The organism is Dyella sp. (assembly GCF_036746095.1).
Taxonomy (GTDB): domain Bacteria; phylum Pseudomonadota; class Gammaproteobacteria; order Xanthomonadales; family Rhodanobacteraceae; genus Dyella_B.
Genome location: NZ_DAIOEU010000003.1, coordinates 36,842 through 58,731, shown reverse-complemented (window position 1 = coordinate 58,731; position 21,890 = coordinate 36,842). Strand labels below are relative to the sequence as shown.

The window sequence follows — 21,890 nt, the reverse complement described above, 5'->3', positions numbered from 1 at the left end:
CGCAGGTCATGCTTAAGAATAAAGCAGACGACAGTACTGAGTATCTGAAGCTTCGCGCGACGGCCATGCGCTGCGCGCGTTGACCACCTGACATTCCCGAACATGGCCAAAAAGGCGACCAAACCGGCTAAGAAGGCGCCGGTGAAGGCGGCTGCGCGGAAGAAGGCAGTAAAGCGGGAGACAGGACGTCCGTCGCTCTATAGCGACAAGATGGTCGCCGCGATCTGCGGCTGGATCATCCAGGGCTACACGCTTCGGCAGATATCCGAACTGCCTAACATGCCAGACAAGTCGACGATCATTCGCTGGCTCGGCGACCACGAAGACTTTCGCGACCAGTACGCACGCGCGAGAGAGATTCAGGCGATGCTGATGGAGGACGAGATCCTGGAGATCGCCGAGGACAGTCGGAATGACTGGGTGGAAAGGGAAGGCAAGGATGGAAAGACGGAACTGGTCTTCAACGATGAGCTGGTGAAGCGGGCCCGGCTGCGCATCGACGCCAGAAAGTGGCTGATGGGCAAGATGGCACCAAAGCGGTACGGCGAACGCGTGGCGGTAACCGGCAAGGACGGCGGTGCCGTGAAGCACGAGCACGCGATCGCTTCCGTGCTGGACGAGATCGATGGCGAAGGCACAGGCATCCGCCATGGCCGCGGAGCTACCTGACGCCGATAAGGAGCGCCTTAAGCAGCTCCTGAGCGACCGCAATTGGCGGTTGCGCAATCTGTACTACATCCAGGACAAGTACGGAGAAACGATTCGGTTTAACCCGAATCCCGTGCAGCAACGGTTCCTGGACACGATGCACAACAGGAACATTGACCTTAAGTCACGCCAGCACGGCATGACGACGCTGGGTTCACTGCTCGCACTCGACACGGCGCTGTTCCGGAAGGGAACGCGGTGCGGCATGGTGATGCACCAGCAGAAGGAGCTTGAAAAGGTCTTTCGCGGCAAGATCATGTTCGCGTACGACCGGTTGCCGGACTGGCTGAAATCGGTGCGGCCGATCAAGCGGCTGGATATGTCGGGTGAAGTGGAGTTCACCAACGACAGCAAGATCGAGGTAGGTTTGAGCCATCGCGGCGGAACGCTGCAGTGGCTATGGATCAGTGAATACGGTCCGATGTGCGCCTTCTACCCGAAGCGCGCAGAGGAAGTGAAGAGTGGTGCGTTAAACACGCTGGTGCCTGAAGGCCTGGTGACGTTCGAGAGCACAGCGCACGGACGGGGTAATGACTACCACCTGATGTGCACCCGAGCACAGCGGCTCGCGAACCTGGTGGAAGCCGGCACGGCGATCTACACCACGCTGGACTATAAGTTCCACTTCTTCGCATGGTTCGAAGATGCGGCCAACCAGCTCGATCCGACTGGCGTGCCGATATCGCGGGAACTGGAAGATTACTTCGAGCAACTCGAAGTCGAGCACAAGATCCCCCTGACACCAGCGCAACGCGCTTGGTACGCCAAGAAGGCGGAAGAGCAGGGCGAGGACATGAAGCGGGAACACCCGTCGACGCCGGAGGAAGCCTTCGAAGCGGCGATCGAGGGTGCGTACTACGGGAAGCTGCTGGTCAGGGCCGAGAAGGAAGGTCGCATATGCGATCTACCGATCATCCCGGGCATTCCAGTGAACACGTTCTGGGATATCGGCTTCAACGATACGACGGCCATCTGGTTCCACCAGCAGGTCGGACCGTGGCACCACTTCATCGACTACTACGAAAACTCGGGTGAGCAGGCCGCGCACTACGCGGACGTGCTCACCAAGCGCGGGTACCAGTACGGCAGGCACTACCTGCCGCACGATGCCGTGAATACGGACTGGTCGGGCAACAACGGGAACCTGACGCGTGCGCAGGTGCTATCCGGCCTGATCAGCGGCAAGGTCGAATGGGTACAGCGCATCGACCACATCGGCGACGGCATCGACATGGTGCGTCAGGCATTGCCGCGGTGCCGGTTCGATCGCACGCGTTGCGGCGAAACGAAGCCCGGCGAAGGCCGCGGCGGATTGCTGTCGCTGGCTGCGTACCAGAAGCAGTGGAACGAACTGACGGATACGTGGCGGGATCACCCGCTGCACAACTGGGCATCGAACGGCGCGGACGCTTTCCGCCAGTTCGCCCAGGGCTACCCCATCAACGGCGTAAACGACGCAGGCACACGCAGCCGGCGTCGCGAACGCGATCGCAATTGGAAGACGGTATGAACCAAGACATCCAGCGGCCCGCGTCGATGACCGAGCCGTTGCCGCGCTATCGCGTGCTGACGATCTGCATACGCGCAGCCATCGCGGTGGGCGGCTGGGATAACCCGACGGTCGCGCACATGGTTGAACGCAACCAGATGCTGGATCTCGCCAAGCAATCGGGAGTCCTTTGATGCAGCCCAAGGACGTCGGCGGCCAGAGCGGTTACGTCAACTTCGCAGCGTTGCTGAAACCGGGCATCGGCAACAGTGAAGACGACAACCCGACCATTCGTTGGCGGGACGTCGGCAAGAAGGGCGACCTGCGCGTGGAGTTGCACTACGGCGACTTCAAGACTGGCCACGGCCGGCAGGCTGCGCTGTGCTTGTACAAGCAGGACAAGCCACAGGCGCAGTACTTCGTGCCGCTGAGCGAGATGTGGATGTACGACCACGGCGAAAGCCTGGCGATCATGGCTCCGGAGATCGCCAAGCGACTGTATGGGTTTGTCACGAAGGACGACTGCTACCGCGTGTTGGATGCGGTGCTTGATTACCTCGACGACCTGCGCAAGTCGCCACCGGAACCCGAGTTCCTGAAGTGCAGCACGCTCAACGCCTTCCTGCAGTCCTGCGACGACGAAGGCCTCGAATTCTTCGCCGAAAAGAACGGCAAGCGGATCATCTAACCCATGATCAACGGAACGCCCGAAGCCCTGCAGGCGACTGCCAAGGGCGATAACACGGCGGGCATCGATCCGAACGTCACGCCAGGCGCAACGCCAAGCTACCTCGACAGCGAGCCGAGCCTGCGACTGGTGCGGCTGCTCGAAGACTGGTGGACCGAGGCGCGCGAAATGCACGCGCAGAACCGGCGCGAGATGATGATCGACGCCGATTACTACGACTCGATTCAGTGGCGAAACGATGAGGCCATGATCCTGATGGATCGTGGCCAAGCGCCGTTGACGTTCCCGCTGATCAAGCAGATGTGCGATTGGGTGATCGGTACCGAACGCCGCACGCGCATCGACTGGGACGTGCTGCCGCGCAAGGACTCTGACGTCAAGCTGGCGTACGTGAAGAAGGAGGTCCTGAAATGGATCTCCGACATCAACGGCGCCGGATGGGAGCGCTCCAAGCAGTTCGCTGACCAGATCCGCGTGGGCGTGGGCTGGACGGAAGAGTGCTACAACAACGACAAGTCCGAAGAGGCGGTCACCGTTCGCCATCAGGATTGGCGTGGGCTGTGGTGGGACCCGTACAGTCAGAGCAACACGCTGCGCGACTGCCGCTACATCAGCCGCGCGAAATGGCTGGACATTGATTACGGCATAGCGATGTTCCCCGATCGCGCCGAGCAGATTGCGGCCCGCGCGATCGACACGCTGGACCCGACCATGGAAATGATGGTCCTGGAAGCCAGCCTACCGCAGATGTTCTACAACACGCCGAACCCGTACATGACGGGCTTCAGCGCCGGTGCGTTCTCGCTGTTCGGTTCCACCATGATCGCCAAGCGTCCGCGCAAGCGCGTGCTGGCGATCGAGACGTGGTTCAAGAAGGCGGTCAACACGCCGATGCTGCTGGGCATCACGGACGATGATCTTGACAAGGTCATCTACGACAGGAATGACCCTCTACACCAGCAGGCGCTGGCCAACGGTTCGGTCAGCCTGATCGATAGCGTCACCGAAGAAATGTGGTGCGCGATCTGGACGCCTGGCGCGCTGTTGCGCGTCTTCAAGTCGCCGTACAAGCACAACAAGTTTCCGTTCACACCATCATGGGGCTATCGCCGGCACCGCGACGGCATGCCGTACGGCTTGATCCGGCCGGCCCGCGATGCGCAGGACGAGTACAACAAGCGTCGCTCGAAGATTTTGTTCGACCTCAACACTAATCAGGTGATTTACGAGGTCGACGCCATGGATGAGGCGGACGAAGATCGCAACCTCGAAGAGGCCAAGCGGCCAGACGGCGAGATCCGGTTGAAGTCCGGCAAGATGGATGGCTTCAAGATCGACCGCGGTGCCGACCGCGTGCAGGGCCAGATCGAGATGCTGGCCGAGGCCAAGCAGAACATCTACGAGACCAGCGGCGTCACGCGCGAAAACACCGGCAGCAGCACCGGCGACCAAAGCGGCCGCGCCATCCTGGCCAAGCAGCAGCAGGGCAGCGTCACAACGGCGGAGCTGTTCGATAACTTCCGGCAGGCCATCCAGGAATCAGGGCAGAAGATGCTCTCGCTGTGTGAGCAGTTCCTGTCGATGCCGAAGATCGTGCGCATCGTGGGCCCGGATGGTGCGGCCGACTGGCTTGGCATCAATCAGCCCATCTACGACCCGATGAGCGGCCAAGTGCTTTGGCAAAATGACATCACTGCATCGGAAGCAGACTTCATCGTCGACGAGACCGATTATCGCGAGACGGTTCGCATGGCGATGTCGGAGATGTTGTTCGAGTTGGTCGGCCGCATGCCGCCATCCGTCGCCATGGCGCTGCTCGATATCGCGGTCGAGATGACAGACCTACCGAACAAAGCGCAGCTGGCCAATCGCATCCGGCAGGTCACCGGTCAGATGGCGCCGGGACAGGAAGACTCACCCGAGGCGCAGGCCGCGCAACAGCAGCGCCAGCAGATGGAGCAGGCAAACCAGCAGCTCGATCTCGCGCAGAAGAAAGCGACCGTCGACTTCACACAATCACGCACGACCGCGAACAACGCGAAAGCGGGTCTCGACACGACCAAAGCCAACACCGAACAGGTGGCTGGCAAAGGCGAAGCCATGCGCACGGCCGCGATGGTGCATCAAGCACCGCAGCTCGCCCCCGCAGCCGACAAGTTGTGGAACCCGCTCAACGCGTTCCCCGCTCCACCCAACCAGTACGTCGCTGAATAACTGAGAGGTCACCATGGAAAACGAATCGACCACTACCGATAACCTGATCGATGGTGGCACTCCCACACCCCAAGAAGCTGCGCTGACGCAGGAACTGGCCAACGAGAATGCGGGCACGCCGACGGCTGCACCAGCCGCTGCTCCCGCACCGGCGCCTGCCGCAGCGACGCCGTCGCCGGCCGTCGTTGATCCGAATGCTGCCGCTGCCGTAGTGGACGCTGCGGCGAGTCCCGCCGCGTCGCCGGCGGCTTCTCCCGCACCCGCCGCACCGGATCCGACTGCCGCCGTCGCACAGGCAGCCTCGCAAGCGCTGATCAGCACGCCACCGGCACCGCCGAAGGACTTCGATGCCGAGTACGCCAGCCTGCAGCAGCGCTACGACGGCGGCGAAGTGGATGCGGTGGCGTATCAGAAGGAACTGCGCGCGCTGACGCGAGAGGAAAGCAGCTGGACCACCAAGCTGGAAATCTGGCAGCACAATCAGACCAGCGTCGTCGAGCGTGCGAAGAACGACTTCAATACCATGGCACTGGATTGGGAAGCCCGCAATCAATCCTTTATGGCGAATCCGCTGCGCGCCACGGCGATGCAACAGGCCATTGCTGCGGTCGACGCACAGACCCCTGGTCTTGCACCGAACGATCTGCTGTCGCGCGCCGAGAAGATCGCCTTCGAGGCCTACGACTGGAAAGGCTCGACAGATGGCAATGCGGCTGTCGCAGCCGCCGTGCAGGCACGCACGCCGTCACCGACGCCCGCCACCCTGGCCGCCGCGCCGGCAGCTGGACCAATTGACCCGCCTCAGGCGAATACCCAGTTCGCAGGTCTTGACGCGCTGGACATCAATCAGCTCGAAAACGCACTGGCCGCCATGCCGGCCGCGCAGCGCGAGGCGTATCTGCGTAGTTCGCCAGGCAGTAACGCCACGGGCGAGTGATATGGCGTTCTATCAGGAGCTCTTGCCCGGCGACACGCTGGTGGTTGGCAACTCGCGCATTCAGATCGAGCGCAAGACCGGTCAGCGGGTGCGCGTGGCAATTGATAGCACCGAGCACGTCGAACGCATCAAAGCTGGCGAGACCATGCCGGCGCAACAACCAAAGCAGCCGGCGCAGACACAGCCCGCAGCACCACAGCAAACGGCCTTTCTAAAACGACCCACCGTATCTACGCCGACGGGCTAATCCGTCAGCGCGCCGGCGCACGAGTGCTGGCATCCCGAACCAGGCGCATGAGTGCCATCCTCGAGGAATCTCGTCATGGCACAGACCATTGTTGGTTTGAATAGCCCGATCGCCGTCAAGCGGTGGTCGGCCACTCTCTTCTCGGACATGGCCCGCGAGTCGTACTGGGGTTCGCGCTTCATGTCGAAGAGCCCGGACGCTCCGACGCCCATCCAAGTGTTGACCGAGCTGGAAAACGAAGCCGGCGATACCGTCAGCTACGACTTGTTCGTGCAGCTGAAGCAGAAGCCGACCTACGGCGATCAAGTGCTCCGTGGCCGCGAAGAAGCGCTGAACAACTTCACGGATAAGATCAGCATCGACCAGGTACGTTGCGGCGTGAACGCCGGTGGCCGCATGAGCCGCAAGCGCACGCTGCACGACCTTCGCAGCGTGGCGCGCCAGAAGATGGCCGAATGGTGGGCACGCTGGACGGATGAAGTGACCTTCATCTATGGCTCCGGCATGCGCGGTACCAACCCGGACTTCATTGAAGATCCGGATTACGCCGGTTTCGCCAACAACGGGCTGACCGCACCGGATAGCGATCACGTGTTGCTCGGCGGCAACGCGACGAGCGATGGCACGATCGCCGTGGCTGACACCTTCGATCTCGGCATCATGGAACGCGCGGTGACCAAGGCGGACACCATGGGCGGCGGCTCGGACGGCAAGATCAAGATTCGCCCGATCAAGATCAACGGCGAAAAGCGGTACGTGATCGTGATGAGCACGTTCCAGGAGCACTCGCTGCGCCTGTCGGCCAACGGCACCAGCCAGTGGCTCGACATCCAGCGTGCGGCGGCGGCGGCGCAGGGCGCGAACAACCCTATCTTCACGGGTTCGATGGGCATGTATCGCGGCGTGATCCTGCACAGCCACCCGGCCGTGATTCGCTTCTATGCCGGCACCGATGGCCTGCAGCCCTGCGCTCGCGCGCTGTTCCTGGGTGCGCAGGCCATGGTGATGGCGTTCGGCTCGCCGGGTTCCGGTCTCCGTTACGACTGGAACGAGGAAACGGAAGACCGCGGCAACCAGATCGTGATCAGTTCCAGCACGATCCTGGGCATCAAGTCGACCCAGTACAACGGCGCTCGTTTCTCCGGCCTCGCGCTGGATACGTACGCCGCCGATCCTAACGTGTCGCCGCCGTCGACCAACTGATCGTCGCTTGCCATTGGGGCAGGGCCTTGAACGCGGTGCTCTCGGGCACCGCGTTCCTTTTCCAAGCTTTAAGAGGACACTCTCATGACTCAGTACAACAATGCTTTGCTGAAGTCGATGATCACGCCCGAAGCCAGCGGCGCGGTCTATGTCGACCGTCAGCAGCAGAATCTTGCGTTTCCCAACGTGGTGCCTGCGGCACTGAACATTGGCGATCAGTTCCAGATCGGCGTTGTGCCGGCTGGCTGCGTGCTCATTCCGTGGCTGTGCAATCTGCATTTCCCGGCATTGGACAGCAACGGCTCGCCCACGCTGGCCGGTTCGATCGGTACCGCCAACACGCCGGCCGCGCTCGCTGCTGCAGGTGCATTCACTGCCGCAAAGAACGTCGCTGGTTCATCGCTGCTCAATCCGCAGCAGGTGATCGGCGATCCTGAGGTGGACACGCCGATCTACCTCACCGTGACGGCGGCGGCGACGACGCCCGCGAAGACCGGCCTGATCTGGGCCGACCTGGCGTTGCGTGCGTGGCGTGACGACACCGACAGCGGCAACCAGACCGCGTAATAGGTCATTTACCTTCACCCGGCGCAAGCCGGGTGATCCCTTCTCCCCAAGCATGGTGATCGCATGAAGATCTGCAGCAAGATTCCCGCGCACAAGGGCAATGCCCGCGAAGTGGATATCCACGGCACGCGCTATGCCTTCAAGCACACGCTCGACAACCAGGATCGCGTGCACTACGTGGCAGACGTGAAGAACACGCACCACCAGGAAGTGCTGCTCAATAGCGGTGACTTCTATCCGTTCGATCCGAACGACGAGCGGCAATCAACGCTGCGCCGTGAGGAAAAGCCAAAGGATGAAACGACGCCGCCTGCAGATCCCGGCTTCGACCAGGCGACATTGGATGAAGCGAACAAGCTTCTGCTGGGCAACGTGCAAGCCGTATGCACAGGCATCGCCAAGGTGTCCAGCGCCAAAGTAGTCCTGGCGGCCATCGCCCTGGAGCAAAAAGACGCCAATCGCAAGGGCGTGCTGACGGTGCTTAACACCACTGTCGAAGGTCTCAAGGCAGCAGGTAAGTTGACCTAAGGCCGCCATGAACCTCCAGCAGCTGCGCTGTGCAACCCGTGAGGTGCTGAGAGATTTCGCCGAGCCGGTCTATTGGTCGGACGAGCAGATCAATCGGTACCTCAACAATGCAGTACGCGAAGCCTGTATTCGCGCGCGGCTGCTGAAAGACGATCACCTGAGCAATCCTGATCTGTGCCGTTACACCGTGGCACCCGGCAATCCAGTGATCAAGTTGAAGCCGGAAGTGCTGGTGGCGCGATCAGGTCATCTGGGCTGTCAGCGCGAGAAGTTGTGGATGGTGACGGCCGAGTCGATGGATCGGATTTATCCGCAGTGGGAAGCGGACACGGCATGTCCAGGGCAGGCCGGGTACGGGATCATGGACCTAGCGCAGAAAACCATTCGACTCTTTCCGCGGCCGATGGCTCCCGACGTGCTCCACCTGCGCGTATGGCGCTATCCGCTGGCGAGCGAGTTGATGTGCCGGGACACTGACTCGCCCGTGATCGTGCTGCCCGACGCGGAAGAGCTGAAGCACTGGGCGGCGTACGAGTGCTACCTGGCGCGCGATGGCGAGGAAAACCTCGATACGCGCGGGGCCACGCACCTCGCCACGTTCGAACAGCGATTCGGATCGCGGCCAAGTCTTCATGAAATGGCCCGGTGGGCGGATTCGCCGCCGCGGCACCGTCGCTCTGTCTTCTGGTGATCCATGGAACCCATCAAGCAGAATATCGAGATCCAGCAGGGCGCGACGTTCCAGCAGAGCCTGCAATGGTGCAACGGCACGCCCACGTTCAAACCGATCAGCAACGTCCAGATCGGACTGCCGACCGTCATCACGGTCACGGCGCACGGCCTGACGCAGCCCACGCCGGTGTGGATCACGAACGTGCGCGGCGCATGGTCGCTCAATACCAAAGGGTATCGGGACACGCAGCCGCGCTACGCCACAGTGATGGACGTGAACACCCTGGCGATCGACTTCGATACGGGCGACCAGCCGGCGTATCAGTCGGGCGGTGTGCTCACCTATTACGCACCGATGGATCTCACCGGTTATACCGCACGCCTGCAGATCCGGCCGGCACCAGGTCCGATCTTCGACAGTTATCCCCCAGGGCAATACAGTCCGGGTTCTATTCCGCCACCGTATATCGAACTCAACACGACCAACGGTGGCATCACGATCAATTCGACGGCGGGCACAATTTCGCTGTTGATCAATGCCACGCAGACACAAGGCTTCACCTGGCAGAACGCGGTGTATGACTTGCAGCTCACGGCAGCCGACGGCGTTACCGTCACGAAGCTGGCCGAAGGCGACGTGTCCGTAATCATGGCCGTCACACAACCGCCGTCACCGACGCCTACGCCGTCACCGTAACACCCATGGACCAGGACTCGCCGACCATCGTCGTTCGTGATGACGGTGACGCCACGCCCGTGGTAATTGATCCTGCGCCGCTCGTCATCGTCTCGGAGCGGCCGCAATTGATCGTGGTCAACGGGCAACCGTTGCAGCCGGTGGTGGTGAGCGATCAAGTGCGCTCGCAGCCAGTGATCGCGCCGAGCGACAAATCCGCAGTGGTTCGCATGGGATTGGCCGGGCCGCAAGGGGTGCCTGGGCAAAACGGCGATCTGAGTTTCACGGTGACGGCAGGGGTTGATCTCGGTTACCCACAGGTGGTGGCGATCTTTGATGGCGTTGCACACCTCGCCGACCCGACGAGCGTTGCGGATATGACGGCGGAGTTGGCCATCACTACGCAAGCCGCCGCGGCGGGGAATCCCGTAACGGTAAACATCACCTTCAGCCTGTCCGAGCCTGGATGGAACTGGCAGCCGGGCCGCATGTACCTGGGCCCCGCAGTGGGACAGATATCGCAATCACCGGCGACAACAGGCGCGCTTTTGGAAGTCGGCCGCGCCCTCAACGCGACCACCATCAACTTCAACATCCGCACGCCCATCATGCAGTGAGGCAAGAAACATGACCGTTCAAAAGCTGCTGGTTCTCAACAGCAATGGTATGGAGCAGCAATACACTCCGATAACGTCAAGTGCAGGATCAAGTAGTGCCGGGCAGATTCCCGCACTGGGAGCAGGTGGGCAGCTGGATGCGTCGTTTATCCCAAGCACGACAGGATCAATGAGCGCACCCGCCACCGAGGCGATCGCTGCCGGCGCAGCGGTAAATATCTACAACAACGCAGGCACCATTTCGCTGCGAAATGCAAACGCCACTGATGCGACGAAGCCCTGCAACGGCTTCGCGCCGTCCGCTATTGCAAGCGGATCAAGTGGCATGGTGAACTTTCCTGGACAGCTCAATAGCGGGGTATCAGGACTTACGCCCAGTGCCCTAGTATTTCTTGGCACCACCGCAGGTCAGTTCACGTCGACGCCACCAAACACCACGGGGAATCTCGTCCAGCCGTGCGGTTACGCACTGACAGCTACCGAAATGCTGCATCTGTGGTCGCCAGGAACGATTTGCTAAGCCATGTCGACAAGCCCGGCTTTAATCCTTGGTTCGAATGGTCTGCCACGGCAGCGTACGTCATCGGACACCTTACTGGTAACCGAAGCCGACGTAGCAACCGCACTATCCATTTCTACATCCCAGCTTGAAATGATTGTGGCACTTTGCCCGGACTTCCGTGCCACGGACACTACGGGAAGCAATCGCGTTAGTGATGCGGGCGCGTACAGGACTATCGTATGAGTCTTACACCCGTTCAGATTATCAATCTGCCATCGGCATCATCACTCAATGGAACGGAACAAATCGAGTTGCAGCAGGCTGCTGGAGGGGCAGGTTCTAGCCAACGTACTTCACTTACAGATATCGTTGCGCTTGGCCCTTCAATTGACTACATATCTGGGCTAAAAATGGAATGGGTAAGCGCCAACGCGCTTACCGTGACGTCGGGTGCTGCGTACATTCCAAGCCTTGGGTGCGTGTTGCGAGTGTCAGCATCCATCGCCAAAACTGGCTTGGTGCTCACTGCATCCACCATGTACCACGTCTATTTGTGGCTCAACGGAGCCAACGCGGATGTAGATATCGTGACTACTGCTCCGGCCGCGCCGTATGTTGGGACGGCCCGATCAAAGACCGGCGATACATCGCGTCGATATCTCGGCAGCGTGCTGACGGATGCAAGCGGGAATATCTACAACTTCCTTCATGATTCGTCGGACTTCATCTGCTATCTGACTCCAACCAACACAGCACCTTTTCGTTGCTTATCGGGCGGCACAGCTACAGCTGCGACGCCAGTTTCGTTGGCTGGATTGATTCCAGTCTCAACACAGACGGCAAAGCTCAACTTCCTCAATACCGACACGGCTGCACCGTTGGGACTCGGTAATTCACTCACAGGCAGCAACTATATTCATGTGATAAGACCCACATCAGGCACATTCGGCACATTCCCGACCGACGCTTCGCAAGCTGTCACATATTTTTTCGTTTCTGCACCTACTGGTGGTCTTGCTTACATCGATGTTCTTGGATATGGGCTTAGCCGATGACCATGTATGCCACAACTTCTACGGGCTACCGCGCGATTTCATCAGCCGATCAGGCGTTGCCGAATGAAATGGCGGTCGATGCGGTTCCCGAATCATTGCTTTCTGCCCTGTTGGAAGCAGAAGTTAGGCAGGAGCGCGATGGGTTGCTAACTGCGAGCGATTGGACGCAAGTGGCTGACGGGCCTCTTTCGTCCACGACGAGGGTAGCTTGGGCAGCGTACCGAGAAGCGCTACGGAATGTCCCACAGCAGGAGGGTTTCCCGGCCACGATCGAGTGGCCAACCGCACCAAATTGAAAAGTTCGGGGCGCCGAGCTGCGCTAACAGCTACCTTAGAGACATATTAAGTGATGGTAAGTCGTGAGGATGGATACACGGATCTGGAGTTTGGCGGCGGTGTCGATAACCGCAGCCGACCGATCAAGGTCAGCGATCGCCACGTCGTCCGAGCCGACAACGTCGATATTGACAAGGATGGCGTCGTCACACGCCGCACTGGCTATACCCCCTTCGCGGCGCTGGTGAACGCGCACTCGTTGTGGTCACATGACTTACTGAGCTTTGGACTTGTGGCCGACACCACCCAGCTCTATCGCATCGATAGCGATGGAAACCTTACCTCGATCGCCCAGAACCTCAACGGGGGCGATGTGAGCTGTGCCGTCATTGGCCAGCGGCTGCGCTGGTCCAATGGTGCGCAAACAGGACAGATGGACTTGTCGGGCACGGTGGCGCCGCTCGGTGTGGAGACGCCATTGCCATCGTTCGACGTGGTGGCGAACGCAACAGGCGGCCTGCCGGCTGGGCGTTACGGCGTTACGATGACGTTCGCCAACGCGATACGGGAAGAGGGTGGTGCGCCGGACACCACGTTTGTGGACGTCATCGACGGTGGTGGCATTCAGATCGTCGACGTCCCGACATCGCAAGCTGGCGACGCGGTGGAAGCAAGGATGTACGTCACGGAACCGAACGGAACGGAACTGTTCTACGCAGGATCGACACTTCCGGGTGCAGGCGCCTTTTTGATCGGTACAGGTGTACGGGCCCGCATCTTAGCCACGCAGTTCTGCGAGCCGTTTCCACCGGCCAAGAATCTCCTGGCCAAGGCTGGTCGGCTTTTCGGGACACTGGGCCGGCGCCTGATATGGTCGGAGCCGATGTACTACGGGCTATGGCGGCCTACGCTCAACGGTTTGCTGTTGCCTGACGACATCACGATGATCGCCGCTCCGGATACGCCACGCTTTCTTCTTTACCTCGGCACGAAGAAAAAGACCTATGTGCTCCAGGGCGATGCCATCGATTCCACGACGCTATCCGTTGCTTGTGCGGCCGGGGTGATTCCGGGCTCGATGGCGATGGCGCCCTCTGAGGTGCTCCATCTGGAAAAGGTCGACAAGCCAGTGCCACTTTGGGCAGGCACCGATGGCATCCCTTATGTCGGTACCGAGCTGGGCGTGCTTCCCTTGAGCAGTGTGTTTACGTATCCGATCTACGACCAGGCCGCCGCCGCATTCGTCCAACAAGACGGACTGAGTCGGTTCATCGTCAGCGGGAAGGGCGGAAGCCCCGCCTCGCTCGCCATGAACGATCGCGCCGTCGCGACCATCATCCAAAACGGCACATGACCCTTAAACAAGTTTTCGAGAAGGCGCCCGATGAAACCATCGACGCACGCCTGGCGGCCTGTCGCGCCTGTCCATCGCACGGGGAACTTCCCGTGGTGAAAACCGAAGTCTGCAAGGTGTGTGGTTGCCCCTTGCTCAACAAGACGAAGTTCCTTAAATCCACATGCCCTCAAGGGAAATGGTGATCGCCATGCACATGATTGATCGACTGAAAGCCGAGTTGGCGCGCGCGATGCGCAATTTCCGCTACGAGCGCACGGGCTCGGGGATCTTCTTCCCAGCGCAACGCATCGCATACGGCGGCATCTTCTTCACCAGTGAGAACGGTTCAGCGTTCGTGTCGAATGCCAACACGGTGGCGTACGAAGGCCTGGATGACCAGCTCAACTGCTACTTCAACAACGGCTCACCCCCGACGCTGTTCTCGATCGCGCCCTTCAGCAACAATGTGTCGCCGGCAGCATCGCTCACCGCCGCCACGTTCGCCTCGACGCAGGGCGAGTACACGGGCTACACGCAGGCAACGCGCCAGCAGTGGATCTCCAACGGTGCGTCCAGCGGGCAGACGGTCAGCAGCAGCAACTCCCCGGCGACGTTCACCATCGGCGCCTCCGCTGCCACGATCACGGGCGCTGGGATGATTGCCGGCGCATCGGCAAAGGGCGCGACGACCGGCAAACTGATTGCAGCCGCTTTGTTCGATAGCCCCCAGTCGCTCGGCGCGAACGGCCAGATCCAGATCTATTACCAGCTGCAGGCCACACCGCTGGGTTGATCGGTGTCTTCGTACGACGGCATCTGGTGGTTGAATTCAACACAACCTGTTCCGCCGAACGTTGTTGCTCTTGCACGTAAGCTGGTCGGCAGCATGGTGGATATCGGTGATATCCAACAGCGAACGCAGCGGCTTGCTGATGGGACCACCATCCACGCGCAGCTGGTGGATGGGCTACCGCGTGTCACCATCACAGCACCGGGAGAACAGACGTCTCAGCCAGCAGTCGGCTCGTCGCTTTGGGTGCCACGCGGATTCGTCGTCTATCCGGCGTGGTCGGATGCGCCGTTCGGCGTCGGCATCCCCATCATTCCGGATGCGAGTGCAGGACCCTACGATGCGCTAAACACGGCGCCAGGGTTGGATAGGACGCGCTGGACGGCCGGTGGCGTGTGGGGTGAAGTGCTGCTGTCGGCGGACCCTGATGCGGGCTATGGACCGCGCGAAACCGTTGCGGTGCCATTCCTGTATTACTCGCTTCGTGGGCCGCAATATCAAGGTGGTTCGCCTCAAGAAGGTACGGTGCCGACAGGTACATGGTCGTCATTCCGGCTTGAACTGGCTCCCTTCGTGCCGTTGTTTCAAGCCGATAACATCGCGGTACAGCAAGGTTTGTTCGAGGGCTTGAACGCTGTACGTGTCGCCGCTGGCCAACAGCCAGCAACCTTGCGCCTGCGTGGTTACGGTCGCCTGGCGGAAACCACCGCGCGTCTTATGGCGGTAAATGGCACCGATGTCGCCAGCAGCGCGGTGTATCCGCCGACGTACCAGAACGCGTACGACCGCTTGACGAAGGAAGGTTACAGTGCCGACTGGATCGTTGGACCGTTCACAGGCTTCACGCGCAAAGATGTTTTCTCAACGTACGAATTTCGGGCGGTGACGGGAAGCGCCGCGGCAGCCATTGCGGAATGGAATATTCCGGATAGTCCACTGGTCGCCAACTTCGGACGGTCGGCTCTCGCGGACGCCGGTTGTTGTAATGGGTATTGCGCACTCACCCTTGCCGACAACGACCGATGGATTCACGCCGGCAACATGGCATGGAAGAGTAGCGATGAGGCGTTGCCGCCACTCAGCTGGCACGGCTTCGCCAGCGTGAACCTGGCATGGGAAACCTACCCTGCCACGTATGGGACCGCCGACGCACCGCTCTCGCCGCTGTACGAGTTCACCAATGCCGTCGGCGATTGTTGGTTGACCTATCCACGTGCGACGTCACCTACCAGTAGCGACGTCGAGCCGGGCATGGGGCGGCATATCTTCAGCCGCGGGCGAGCGATCGCGCTGGCGCCCAACGGTGGGCTTGTCTGGGGTGCGTGTGTCATGCCCAATGGCAACAGTGATCGCCTGATTGCGTTGATCCACCATCCTGCCGATCAGCCTTCGGACTTCACGCACAACGGATGGACGCGTTATCTGAGGGTTTGGTGGGCCGACGTGCCGGTACGCGCGCTGCGTATTGACCCGGAACAGGTGATCTGCGGCACAGACACCACGGATCCCTGGGGGTGGCGTGGTGGCACGCTCGTCGACATGGGAGCAATGCCACCGCCTTCGACGGGTGGCACGCTACCGCCGGATACCTGCAGCAGCCTGAAGTACGCCAGCCAGTGGCGTTTCAGCAGCGATGGAACACGGGCAGTTTGCCTTCGCGATTACGGCACCTACGCGGATTACAGTGCGCTCGATACGCGCGGGCAAAGCCAGCCCAATGGCATGGAGGGTCGTGCGGTAGAACTGGTCTTCGCGATCAACGGTGCCGATGTGGGCACCAGCGTGGTGTGGCATGACTACACCGGCAATCCGACGCAGCCCGCGACGAACGTGGGTGCGATAACGAAGTTTCGCGCGATTGCGCAGGCGGTCGATTACGGACCGAACAACGAGCTGGTGTTCGCCTTCGTGGCCAACACCAACGAAACGGAAGGCATCGCCAACTCGCCCGATACCCATTACCTTGGCATCGGTGATGCATCCGCACAGTGGTTTACCGACCTGACGCACTGCGTGCAGTACGCGGTCGAGTTCAAAACGAAAGCGCAAAACTTCACGCCCAGCGACGTGCTGGTGGCAGATGTCCGCCAGGCTGCTTTTGTAGTCGCTGGCATGCGGCCAGAATTCATCGCGGGCGAGTCGGGAGGCATCATCGGTGTCAATCCCGACTGGCAGCAGTGCTGGCCCTTCACGCCAGCCAACGCGCATGGTGTTCGGATGTTCAAGGGTGGCGCGCTCATCGATGAGCACTGGTATCCGATCCCGGATGGTGTCGTGGTGTGTCCGGTCTTTACGTGCACGATACCGGTCGAGGGATCGAGTGATTTCCTGACATGGTTATCGCCGGCGAACAGCGCGACGGTGCAGGCCTACTGGGTCGAGCGCTTCGGCGAATGGATTTTCAGTTACCAGGTGAGTCCGGTACCGCAGTGCTGCCGTGTGCTTTCGGGCGATCCGCCTGTCGCACCGCCGCCATACACCAACTGTGGTTGCTGGGTCTCCACGTACGACGTCATCAATAACGCGGCCTGGATGACCGCCGCACAACTCAACCCGCGAGGCGGCCGAGCACTGGCCAGTGTCCCGCTTCCCGACCATGACTGGCTGATCTTCTCAAAGGTTGTCTAATGGCTCTCAACCTCTCTACGGCGTTCAAGCAGCTGCTGCTTGGGCCGCATGCCTTCGCAGACATTTTCAAGAACGGAGCCATCCGCGTCTTTGCGGGCACACAGCCAAGTTCAGCAGATGCGGCCGAAGTCGGCACGCTGCTTGGCGTGATTACCAACCAAGGTGCGCCATGGGTCGCCGGGCAACCGGCCAATGGGTTGGAGTTCCAATTGTTCGGGTCGTCCATGTCAATCGCGCTGGGTCAGAACTGGCGCTTGTCCGCAGCACTGAGCGGCACGGCCGGATGGTTTCGTCTCGTCGCCAACGGCGTAGATGGTGGTGGCGACAGCCTCACGCTTCCCCGCATCGATGGTGCGATCGGCACCACGTCGGCACCGGCCGAAATGATTTTGGCCCAGCCGCTGCTCACAGCGGGCGTGCAGTACCCGATCAACGCTTTTGTCTTCGCTCTTCCACCACTCTGAGGTACGCGTCATGTCCTGTCTTTGGTCTACCGCTTTGTCGAATGGCTCCTTCACCACCGGCAGCGTGAAGTCGCAGCTGGATGGCGGCTTTCTGTACATCTTCAGCACCAACGCGGGCACCATCCCGGCCAGTGCGGACGCCGCTGTCGATGCGAGTGCGGTGTTGTTGTGCAAGATCAGTTTGACAGGGGGAGCGACGGGTTTGACCTTCGCGACGCCCGCCGTCAACGGCGTCTTGTCAAAGACGGCATCGGAAGCGTGGAAAGGCACGAACGCGGCCTCGGGCAACGCGGCGTTCTGGCGCTTCTGCGCGAACAGCGCTGACGACGGCACTACGGCTGATACCACCTTCATCTATCCGCGCGTGCAGGGCACCTGCGGCGTTGATTCGAGCGCGGAGATGATCCTGCCGTCCGTCGCGCTGGTGTCCGGTGCCGAGCAAGACATCAACTTGTTCAACCTGAGCTGAGCATCGACCGGTGAGCTGCTTTTGGACGGACTTTGTCGGCTGCGTGGAAGACTGCCCTGCGGCGCCGGCCGCTTTCAACGTAGCGACATGGGATGTGAGTATCATAGGCTGCTGCAATGGTGGGCTACCAACTTGCTTCACGCCGCCTGCATCCGGCGATATCGCCGACACGTTCAACGACTACTCCAGCTTCTCGCAGAGTGCGTCGGGTTCGTTTGGTCCTGTAGGTATGACGGCGACGTTCGATGTGCCCTGCAATGCAGTGACGCGGACGCCGGTGCCGGCATGCATCGCCAATGGTGCCTCAGGTGCATCCTGGACGCTGCAAGGCACGTTGACGGTTACCCCTAACGCCAGTGCGTCTTACCAGCTTTCGTCAGGTTGTACCGTGACGCTGCTTGATGCCAATGGAACGGCCGTATGGACCCAAACACTCAATGTGTCGTTCCAGACGGGAAGTGGTTCGGTGGCCTACCGCGCGACACTGCTTGATCCAACATCCAACACCATCAATGTGACGGGCGGCAAGCTGCGTTTTTCTTTCTCCTTCCCGAGCGGCTTTAGCGGTGTCCCGACATTCACCATCTCAGCGGTCACCGGCGCGGTGATCGGAGACTGCCCGTGCTGATCAAACCGTTCGAGCAAACGTACGTGCCACCGGTACCAGGGAACGCCTATCAGCCCTATAGCCGCACGTGCCCGCCTCGGGCGCCCGCACCGTCACCATCACCGGCGCCTGGATTGACTGGCTGTTACGTCACCTACATCTGCCAAGGCCCCTATGGCGTGCAGAGTTTCACGTTCAAGGAAGGGTCTACTTTCACGTTGCCGAATGGCTACGCCGTTCTCACCGTGACAACGGCGTGCTATCCATGAGCGGGATCGACTGCAGCTTCGATGCATCCGGCTGCCTGGTTTGCCCGGAAATTCCAGCGGTGGCACCGGCGCCCGGCTACGTGAAGACAACGGCGGTCGTGGGCTGGAATGCAGGTGCCAACAGCATCCAGCAGCTCGATGGCAATCTGCACACCGTCTTCGTGGTACAGGCGGGTGATATCGGCACCGTCATCGGCTTGAAGTCGACGCGAATGCATCAAACCGTTCCGGATACACTGGACTTCGGCCTGTATTTTCAGTCGACCAACAGTAGCGATATGGTGCAGGTCGTCGAGCACGGCGTCCCTAAAACATCGGCCGTCGCGCGAGCCAGTAGCGATAAGTTCGAGATCCGCCGCTCGGGAGGCATTGTCAGTTATTTGCAGAATGGGACGCTCCTTTACACCTCAGCTGTAAAGAGCACTGGGCCACTCGTGGTCAGCGCTTGCATGTACGCAAGCGGTGATGCCGTGGGAGGGCTGAGTTGATGGATATCATCTTCGAAGCCTACGAAGGCCTCACTGCATCGGTCACCGCCGCGCATGCCCACCATGCATTCGCACTTCCGGTGTCGGAAACCATTGTTACAGGACAACGCGCCCGAGCCGCGACGATCAACGCAGGCACGACGTCCACGGCCACTGTGCAGGCGGTACGGCGCAAGCGAGCACGATTGAGTAGCGCTCTAGACCTCGTGGGCGCCAAGCATCTGCATGCTGCGACCGCAGCGGCGGCATCGCTGGCGCCGTCCTACGGTCTCGTCAATGCACAGCGTGCCCATGTAGCCAACGCCATCGCGGCCACGATCTATGACGACAGTGTTGCCGCGACGCGCAAACGCGGTGCATTGGCCACGGACCAGACCTCGATCGTCAGGGCGCAGCGCGGTCACCAGGCCCAAGTCCTCACACCGATTCCGTTCTCCGGCATGGTGTTGGCCCTGGCGGGTCCCACGCTGAACATCACCAACAGCGGGCTACCGATCTATGCACTCGTTGACCAGTTGAGGTTGGGCGACCAGGCCGATGCCAACTTCATCCTGGCGCTCCTGGACTTCTTCACAATCTCGGATCGGTCCAGCGCGCTGGCGCGCGTGCTGCAAGGACTCATGGATACGATGAGCCTTGCCGATGTGGCGGCATTGATCGTGCGAATGGGCTTGGTAGATCACTTCCTGGCCAGCGCTACGCTTGCCGGTTCTGCCCAGATCACCGTCTTCCTCAACGATACGCTGGTGATGGCCGATGGCATCAGTGAGATCGCCAAAATCCTGGCCGGTATCCGCGACGGATTTCATGTCGGGGTATCGCTAAGCACCGGGCAGGACACCTACACTGCGTGGGTGATGACAGCCGAAACGAAGGCGATGCGCAGCTATTCGAACTTCCCGTTCAACAGCTACGCGATGATCGGCGGTCAGCTGTATGGTGCGTGTGCTACGGGCATCTACCTGCTCAGCGCCGAGACGGATAACGGTGCCGCGATCCAGACGTCGATCATCACCGGCCTAAAGAATTTCGGTACGTCCAGCTTGAAGCGCATCGACAGGGCCTATCTGGGCACGAGCGCGCAAGGCGACCTGTACATGCGCGTGCAGGCCACGACGTTCGATGGCGAACTTTGCACCTACACCTACCGCATGCAGCAGGGACGGCCGGGCGACCCGCGCGAGCACCGCGTGGATATCGGTCGCGGTTTTCGCTCGGTGTACTGGCAGTTCGAGCTTTGCAACGACCCCACGGGCAGCGACTTCGAACTCTATGACGTCCTGGCACTACCCATGGTCCTCACCGGGAGATTGATCTGATGTCGAGCCAGCCCGCACTTCTTTACCCGGCGGCCACCGGTGCGGAACCGATCGTCTACGATGCCTACGATAAGTGGTCGGGGATCGCGCAGCAGGCCTTTGCGACCGCGCAATTGCTGGCAAGCGAGATCGCCAACCTGCCGGTGTCATCGGTCAACTTCAACGCGAACTTTTCGCCGCAGTTGGCCTTGAGTGGCTTTCCCACGCTTGCCGCGCCCAATGCACCGGGCGACCTGACGCTGACACCGCCGCCGGATCCGGGAACACCACCGGTGATCACCGTGCCCGTCGTCCCGCCCCTGCAATACGTCTCGGACTTGGCCAGCACGATTCGCAGCACGCTTATGACGCTGCTGGGTGGCAACCCGCTGCCGGCATCGGTCGCCCAGGCGATGCGCAATAGGGCGTATAGCGAAGCCTATGCCGAAGAGCAGCGCGCGATCTCGCAGGCCTTCGACGAATACGCGTCGCGGGGATTCGAGGAACCGAACGGGCTACTCAACAAACGCGTGACGGAAGCACGTGCCGATGCGAGGAACAAGCGGCAGCAGATCAATCGCGACGTCTACATTCAAGAGCAAACCATCGCCATCGAGAACCTGCGTTTTGCGGTGACGTCAGCCATCCAAGCCGAAGGTCAGAACATCGAGCTTTACCGCGCCCAATCGCAGCTTGAGATCTCCAACATGCAGGTGGCCATCGAGCAGAACCGTCTGGTTCTGGATGGATGGCGTGCGCAGGTCGAGCTTTACGACACACGTCTGAAAGCCGAGATCGCGATCGTCGATACCGCGCTGAGAGAATTCGACGCGCAAGTGGAGGTCTACAAGGCAAGTGCGCAGGTCGCGACAGCGGCCGGCGCGTACGATGAGCGGCGATTCCAGCTTAATGTGGCACAGCAGCAGGCGATCGTCGACACCGAAATGAAGCGTCAGGACCAGCTCTTCGAGCAGATGAAGTACATCACCTCCGTCATGCTTCAGGTGAAACAAGCCCTGGCGGATGTCGGTGCGCGGCTTGCATCAGCAGCGATGAGCGCGGTCAACATCGGTGCGACGGTCTCCAGCCAGACAAGCGAAGCTGTCGATTACAGCTTGCGCGTCGACTACTACGGTCAGATGGATTCCACGTCCTGATAGGG

At 60.7% G+C, this 21,890-nt stretch carries 24 protein-coding genes; all 24 read left to right on the top strand.

Translation table 11 applies throughout. The features are described 5' to 3' along the window. Nucleotides 1-102 precede the first annotated feature (102 nt). The gene (locus tag V7M64_RS02400) at nt 103-669 is read left to right on the top strand and encodes a terminase small subunit protein (RefSeq protein WP_333676760.1); all 567 of its coding nucleotides are present in this window, start codon (nt 103-105) and stop codon (nt 667-669) included. Next, nucleotides 650-2,218: a DNA packaging protein gene (locus tag V7M64_RS02395; protein WP_333676759.1), complete on the top strand. Its 1,569-nt coding sequence runs from the start codon at nt 650-652 to the stop codon at nt 2,216-2,218. The genes V7M64_RS02400 and V7M64_RS02395 overlap by 20 nt, the downstream gene beginning before the upstream one ends. Continuing rightward, complete coding sequence (locus tag V7M64_RS02390) at nt 2,215-2,391, top strand: hypothetical protein (RefSeq protein ID WP_333676758.1); 177 nt, start codon at nt 2,215-2,217, stop codon at nt 2,389-2,391. Before V7M64_RS02395 ends, V7M64_RS02390 begins: the two co-directional genes overlap by 4 nt. Beyond that, nucleotides 2,391-2,885 carry a hypothetical protein gene (locus V7M64_RS02385; protein WP_333676757.1) on the top strand — a complete coding sequence of 165 codons (495 nt, stop codon included), beginning with the start codon at nt 2,391-2,393 and terminating at the stop codon, nt 2,883-2,885. Before V7M64_RS02390 ends, V7M64_RS02385 begins: the two co-directional genes overlap by 1 nt. A 3-nt stretch (nt 2,886-2,888) precedes the next feature. Continuing rightward, nucleotides 2,889-5,099: a hypothetical protein gene (locus V7M64_RS02380; protein WP_333676756.1), complete on the top strand. Its 2,211-nt coding sequence runs from the start codon at nt 2,889-2,891 to the stop codon at nt 5,097-5,099. 13 nt (nt 5,100-5,112) lie between these two features. Further along, nucleotides 5,113-6,036: a hypothetical protein gene (locus tag V7M64_RS02375; protein ID WP_333676755.1), complete on the top strand. Its 924-nt coding sequence runs from the start codon at nt 5,113-5,115 to the stop codon at nt 6,034-6,036. 1 nt (nt 6,037) lies between these two features. After that, nucleotides 6,038-6,283 (top strand): hypothetical protein, encoded by a 246-nt coding sequence (locus V7M64_RS02370; protein ID WP_333676754.1) that lies wholly within the window; start codon nt 6,038-6,040, stop codon nt 6,281-6,283. Between the two features lie 75 nt (nt 6,284-6,358). Further along, nucleotides 6,359-7,486, top strand: coding sequence for a N4-gp56 family major capsid protein (locus V7M64_RS02365; RefSeq protein WP_333676753.1), 1,128 nt, complete (start codon nt 6,359-6,361; stop codon nt 7,484-7,486). Between the two features lie 84 nt (nt 7,487-7,570). Beyond that, nucleotides 7,571-8,053, top strand: a complete 483-nt coding sequence (locus V7M64_RS02360; protein WP_333676752.1) for a hypothetical protein — start codon at nt 7,571-7,573, stop codon at nt 8,051-8,053. A 63-nt stretch (nt 8,054-8,116) separates the two neighbouring features. Beyond that, entirely contained in the window at nt 8,117-8,581 is a 465-nt protein-coding gene (locus V7M64_RS02355; RefSeq protein ID WP_333676751.1) for a hypothetical protein, read from the top strand. 7 nt (nt 8,582-8,588) lie between these two features. Beyond that, nucleotides 8,589-9,272: a hypothetical protein gene (locus tag V7M64_RS02350; RefSeq protein ID WP_333676750.1), complete on the top strand. Its 684-nt coding sequence runs from the start codon at nt 8,589-8,591 to the stop codon at nt 9,270-9,272. 3 nt (nt 9,273-9,275) lie between these two features. Continuing rightward, nucleotides 9,276-9,950, top strand: a complete 675-nt coding sequence (locus V7M64_RS02345) for a hypothetical protein (protein ID WP_333676749.1) — start codon at nt 9,276-9,278, stop codon at nt 9,948-9,950. A 5-nt stretch (nt 9,951-9,955) separates the two neighbouring features. Beyond that, nucleotides 9,956-10,546: a hypothetical protein gene (locus V7M64_RS02340; RefSeq protein ID WP_333676748.1), complete on the top strand. Its 591-nt coding sequence runs from the start codon at nt 9,956-9,958 to the stop codon at nt 10,544-10,546. Nucleotides 10,547-10,556: 10 nt separating this feature from the next. Beyond that, nucleotides 10,557-11,066 carry a hypothetical protein gene (locus tag V7M64_RS02335; RefSeq protein WP_333676747.1) on the top strand — a complete coding sequence of 170 codons (510 nt, stop codon included), beginning with the start codon at nt 10,557-10,559 and terminating at the stop codon, nt 11,064-11,066. A gap of 221 nt (nt 11,067-11,287) precedes the next feature. Next, nucleotides 11,288-12,103: a hypothetical protein gene (locus tag V7M64_RS02330; RefSeq protein WP_333676746.1), complete on the top strand. Its 816-nt coding sequence runs from the start codon at nt 11,288-11,290 to the stop codon at nt 12,101-12,103. 346 nt (nt 12,104-12,449) lie between these two features. Next, complete coding sequence (locus V7M64_RS02325) at nt 12,450-13,733, top strand: hypothetical protein (protein WP_333676745.1); 1,284 nt, start codon at nt 12,450-12,452, stop codon at nt 13,731-13,733. A gap of 190 nt (nt 13,734-13,923) precedes the next feature. Continuing rightward, nucleotides 13,924-14,508, top strand: coding sequence for a hypothetical protein (locus V7M64_RS02320; RefSeq protein ID WP_333676744.1), 585 nt, complete (start codon nt 13,924-13,926; stop codon nt 14,506-14,508). A 3-nt stretch (nt 14,509-14,511) separates the two neighbouring features. Further along, nucleotides 14,512-17,133, top strand: coding sequence for a hypothetical protein (locus tag V7M64_RS02315; protein ID WP_333676743.1), 2,622 nt, complete (start codon nt 14,512-14,514; stop codon nt 17,131-17,133). Next, on the top strand, nt 17,133-17,597 hold the full coding sequence (locus V7M64_RS02310) for a hypothetical protein (RefSeq protein ID WP_333676742.1): 465 nt from the start codon (nt 17,133-17,135) through the stop codon (nt 17,595-17,597). Before V7M64_RS02315 ends, V7M64_RS02310 begins: the two co-directional genes overlap by 1 nt. Before the next feature lie 10 nt (nt 17,598-17,607). Continuing rightward, nucleotides 17,608-18,066: a hypothetical protein gene (locus tag V7M64_RS02305; protein ID WP_333676741.1), complete on the top strand. Its 459-nt coding sequence runs from the start codon at nt 17,608-17,610 to the stop codon at nt 18,064-18,066. A 10-nt stretch (nt 18,067-18,076) separates the two neighbouring features. Continuing rightward, a complete protein-coding gene (locus V7M64_RS02300; protein WP_333676740.1) occupies nt 18,077-18,694 on the top strand; it encodes a hypothetical protein in 618 nt (205 codons plus the stop codon). A gap of 244 nt (nt 18,695-18,938) precedes the next feature. After that, nucleotides 18,939-19,430 carry a hypothetical protein gene (locus tag V7M64_RS02295; protein WP_333676739.1) on the top strand — a complete coding sequence of 164 codons (492 nt, stop codon included), beginning with the start codon at nt 18,939-18,941 and terminating at the stop codon, nt 19,428-19,430. Continuing rightward, nucleotides 19,430-20,749, top strand: a complete 1,320-nt coding sequence (locus tag V7M64_RS02290) for a hypothetical protein (RefSeq protein ID WP_333676738.1) — start codon at nt 19,430-19,432, stop codon at nt 20,747-20,749. The genes V7M64_RS02295 and V7M64_RS02290 overlap by 1 nt, the downstream gene beginning before the upstream one ends. Then, the gene (locus tag V7M64_RS02285) at nt 20,749-21,885 is read left to right on the top strand and encodes a hypothetical protein (RefSeq protein WP_333676737.1); all 1,137 of its coding nucleotides are present in this window, start codon (nt 20,749-20,751) and stop codon (nt 21,883-21,885) included. The genes V7M64_RS02290 and V7M64_RS02285 overlap by 1 nt, the downstream gene beginning before the upstream one ends. Nucleotides 21,886-21,890 lie beyond the last annotated feature (5 nt).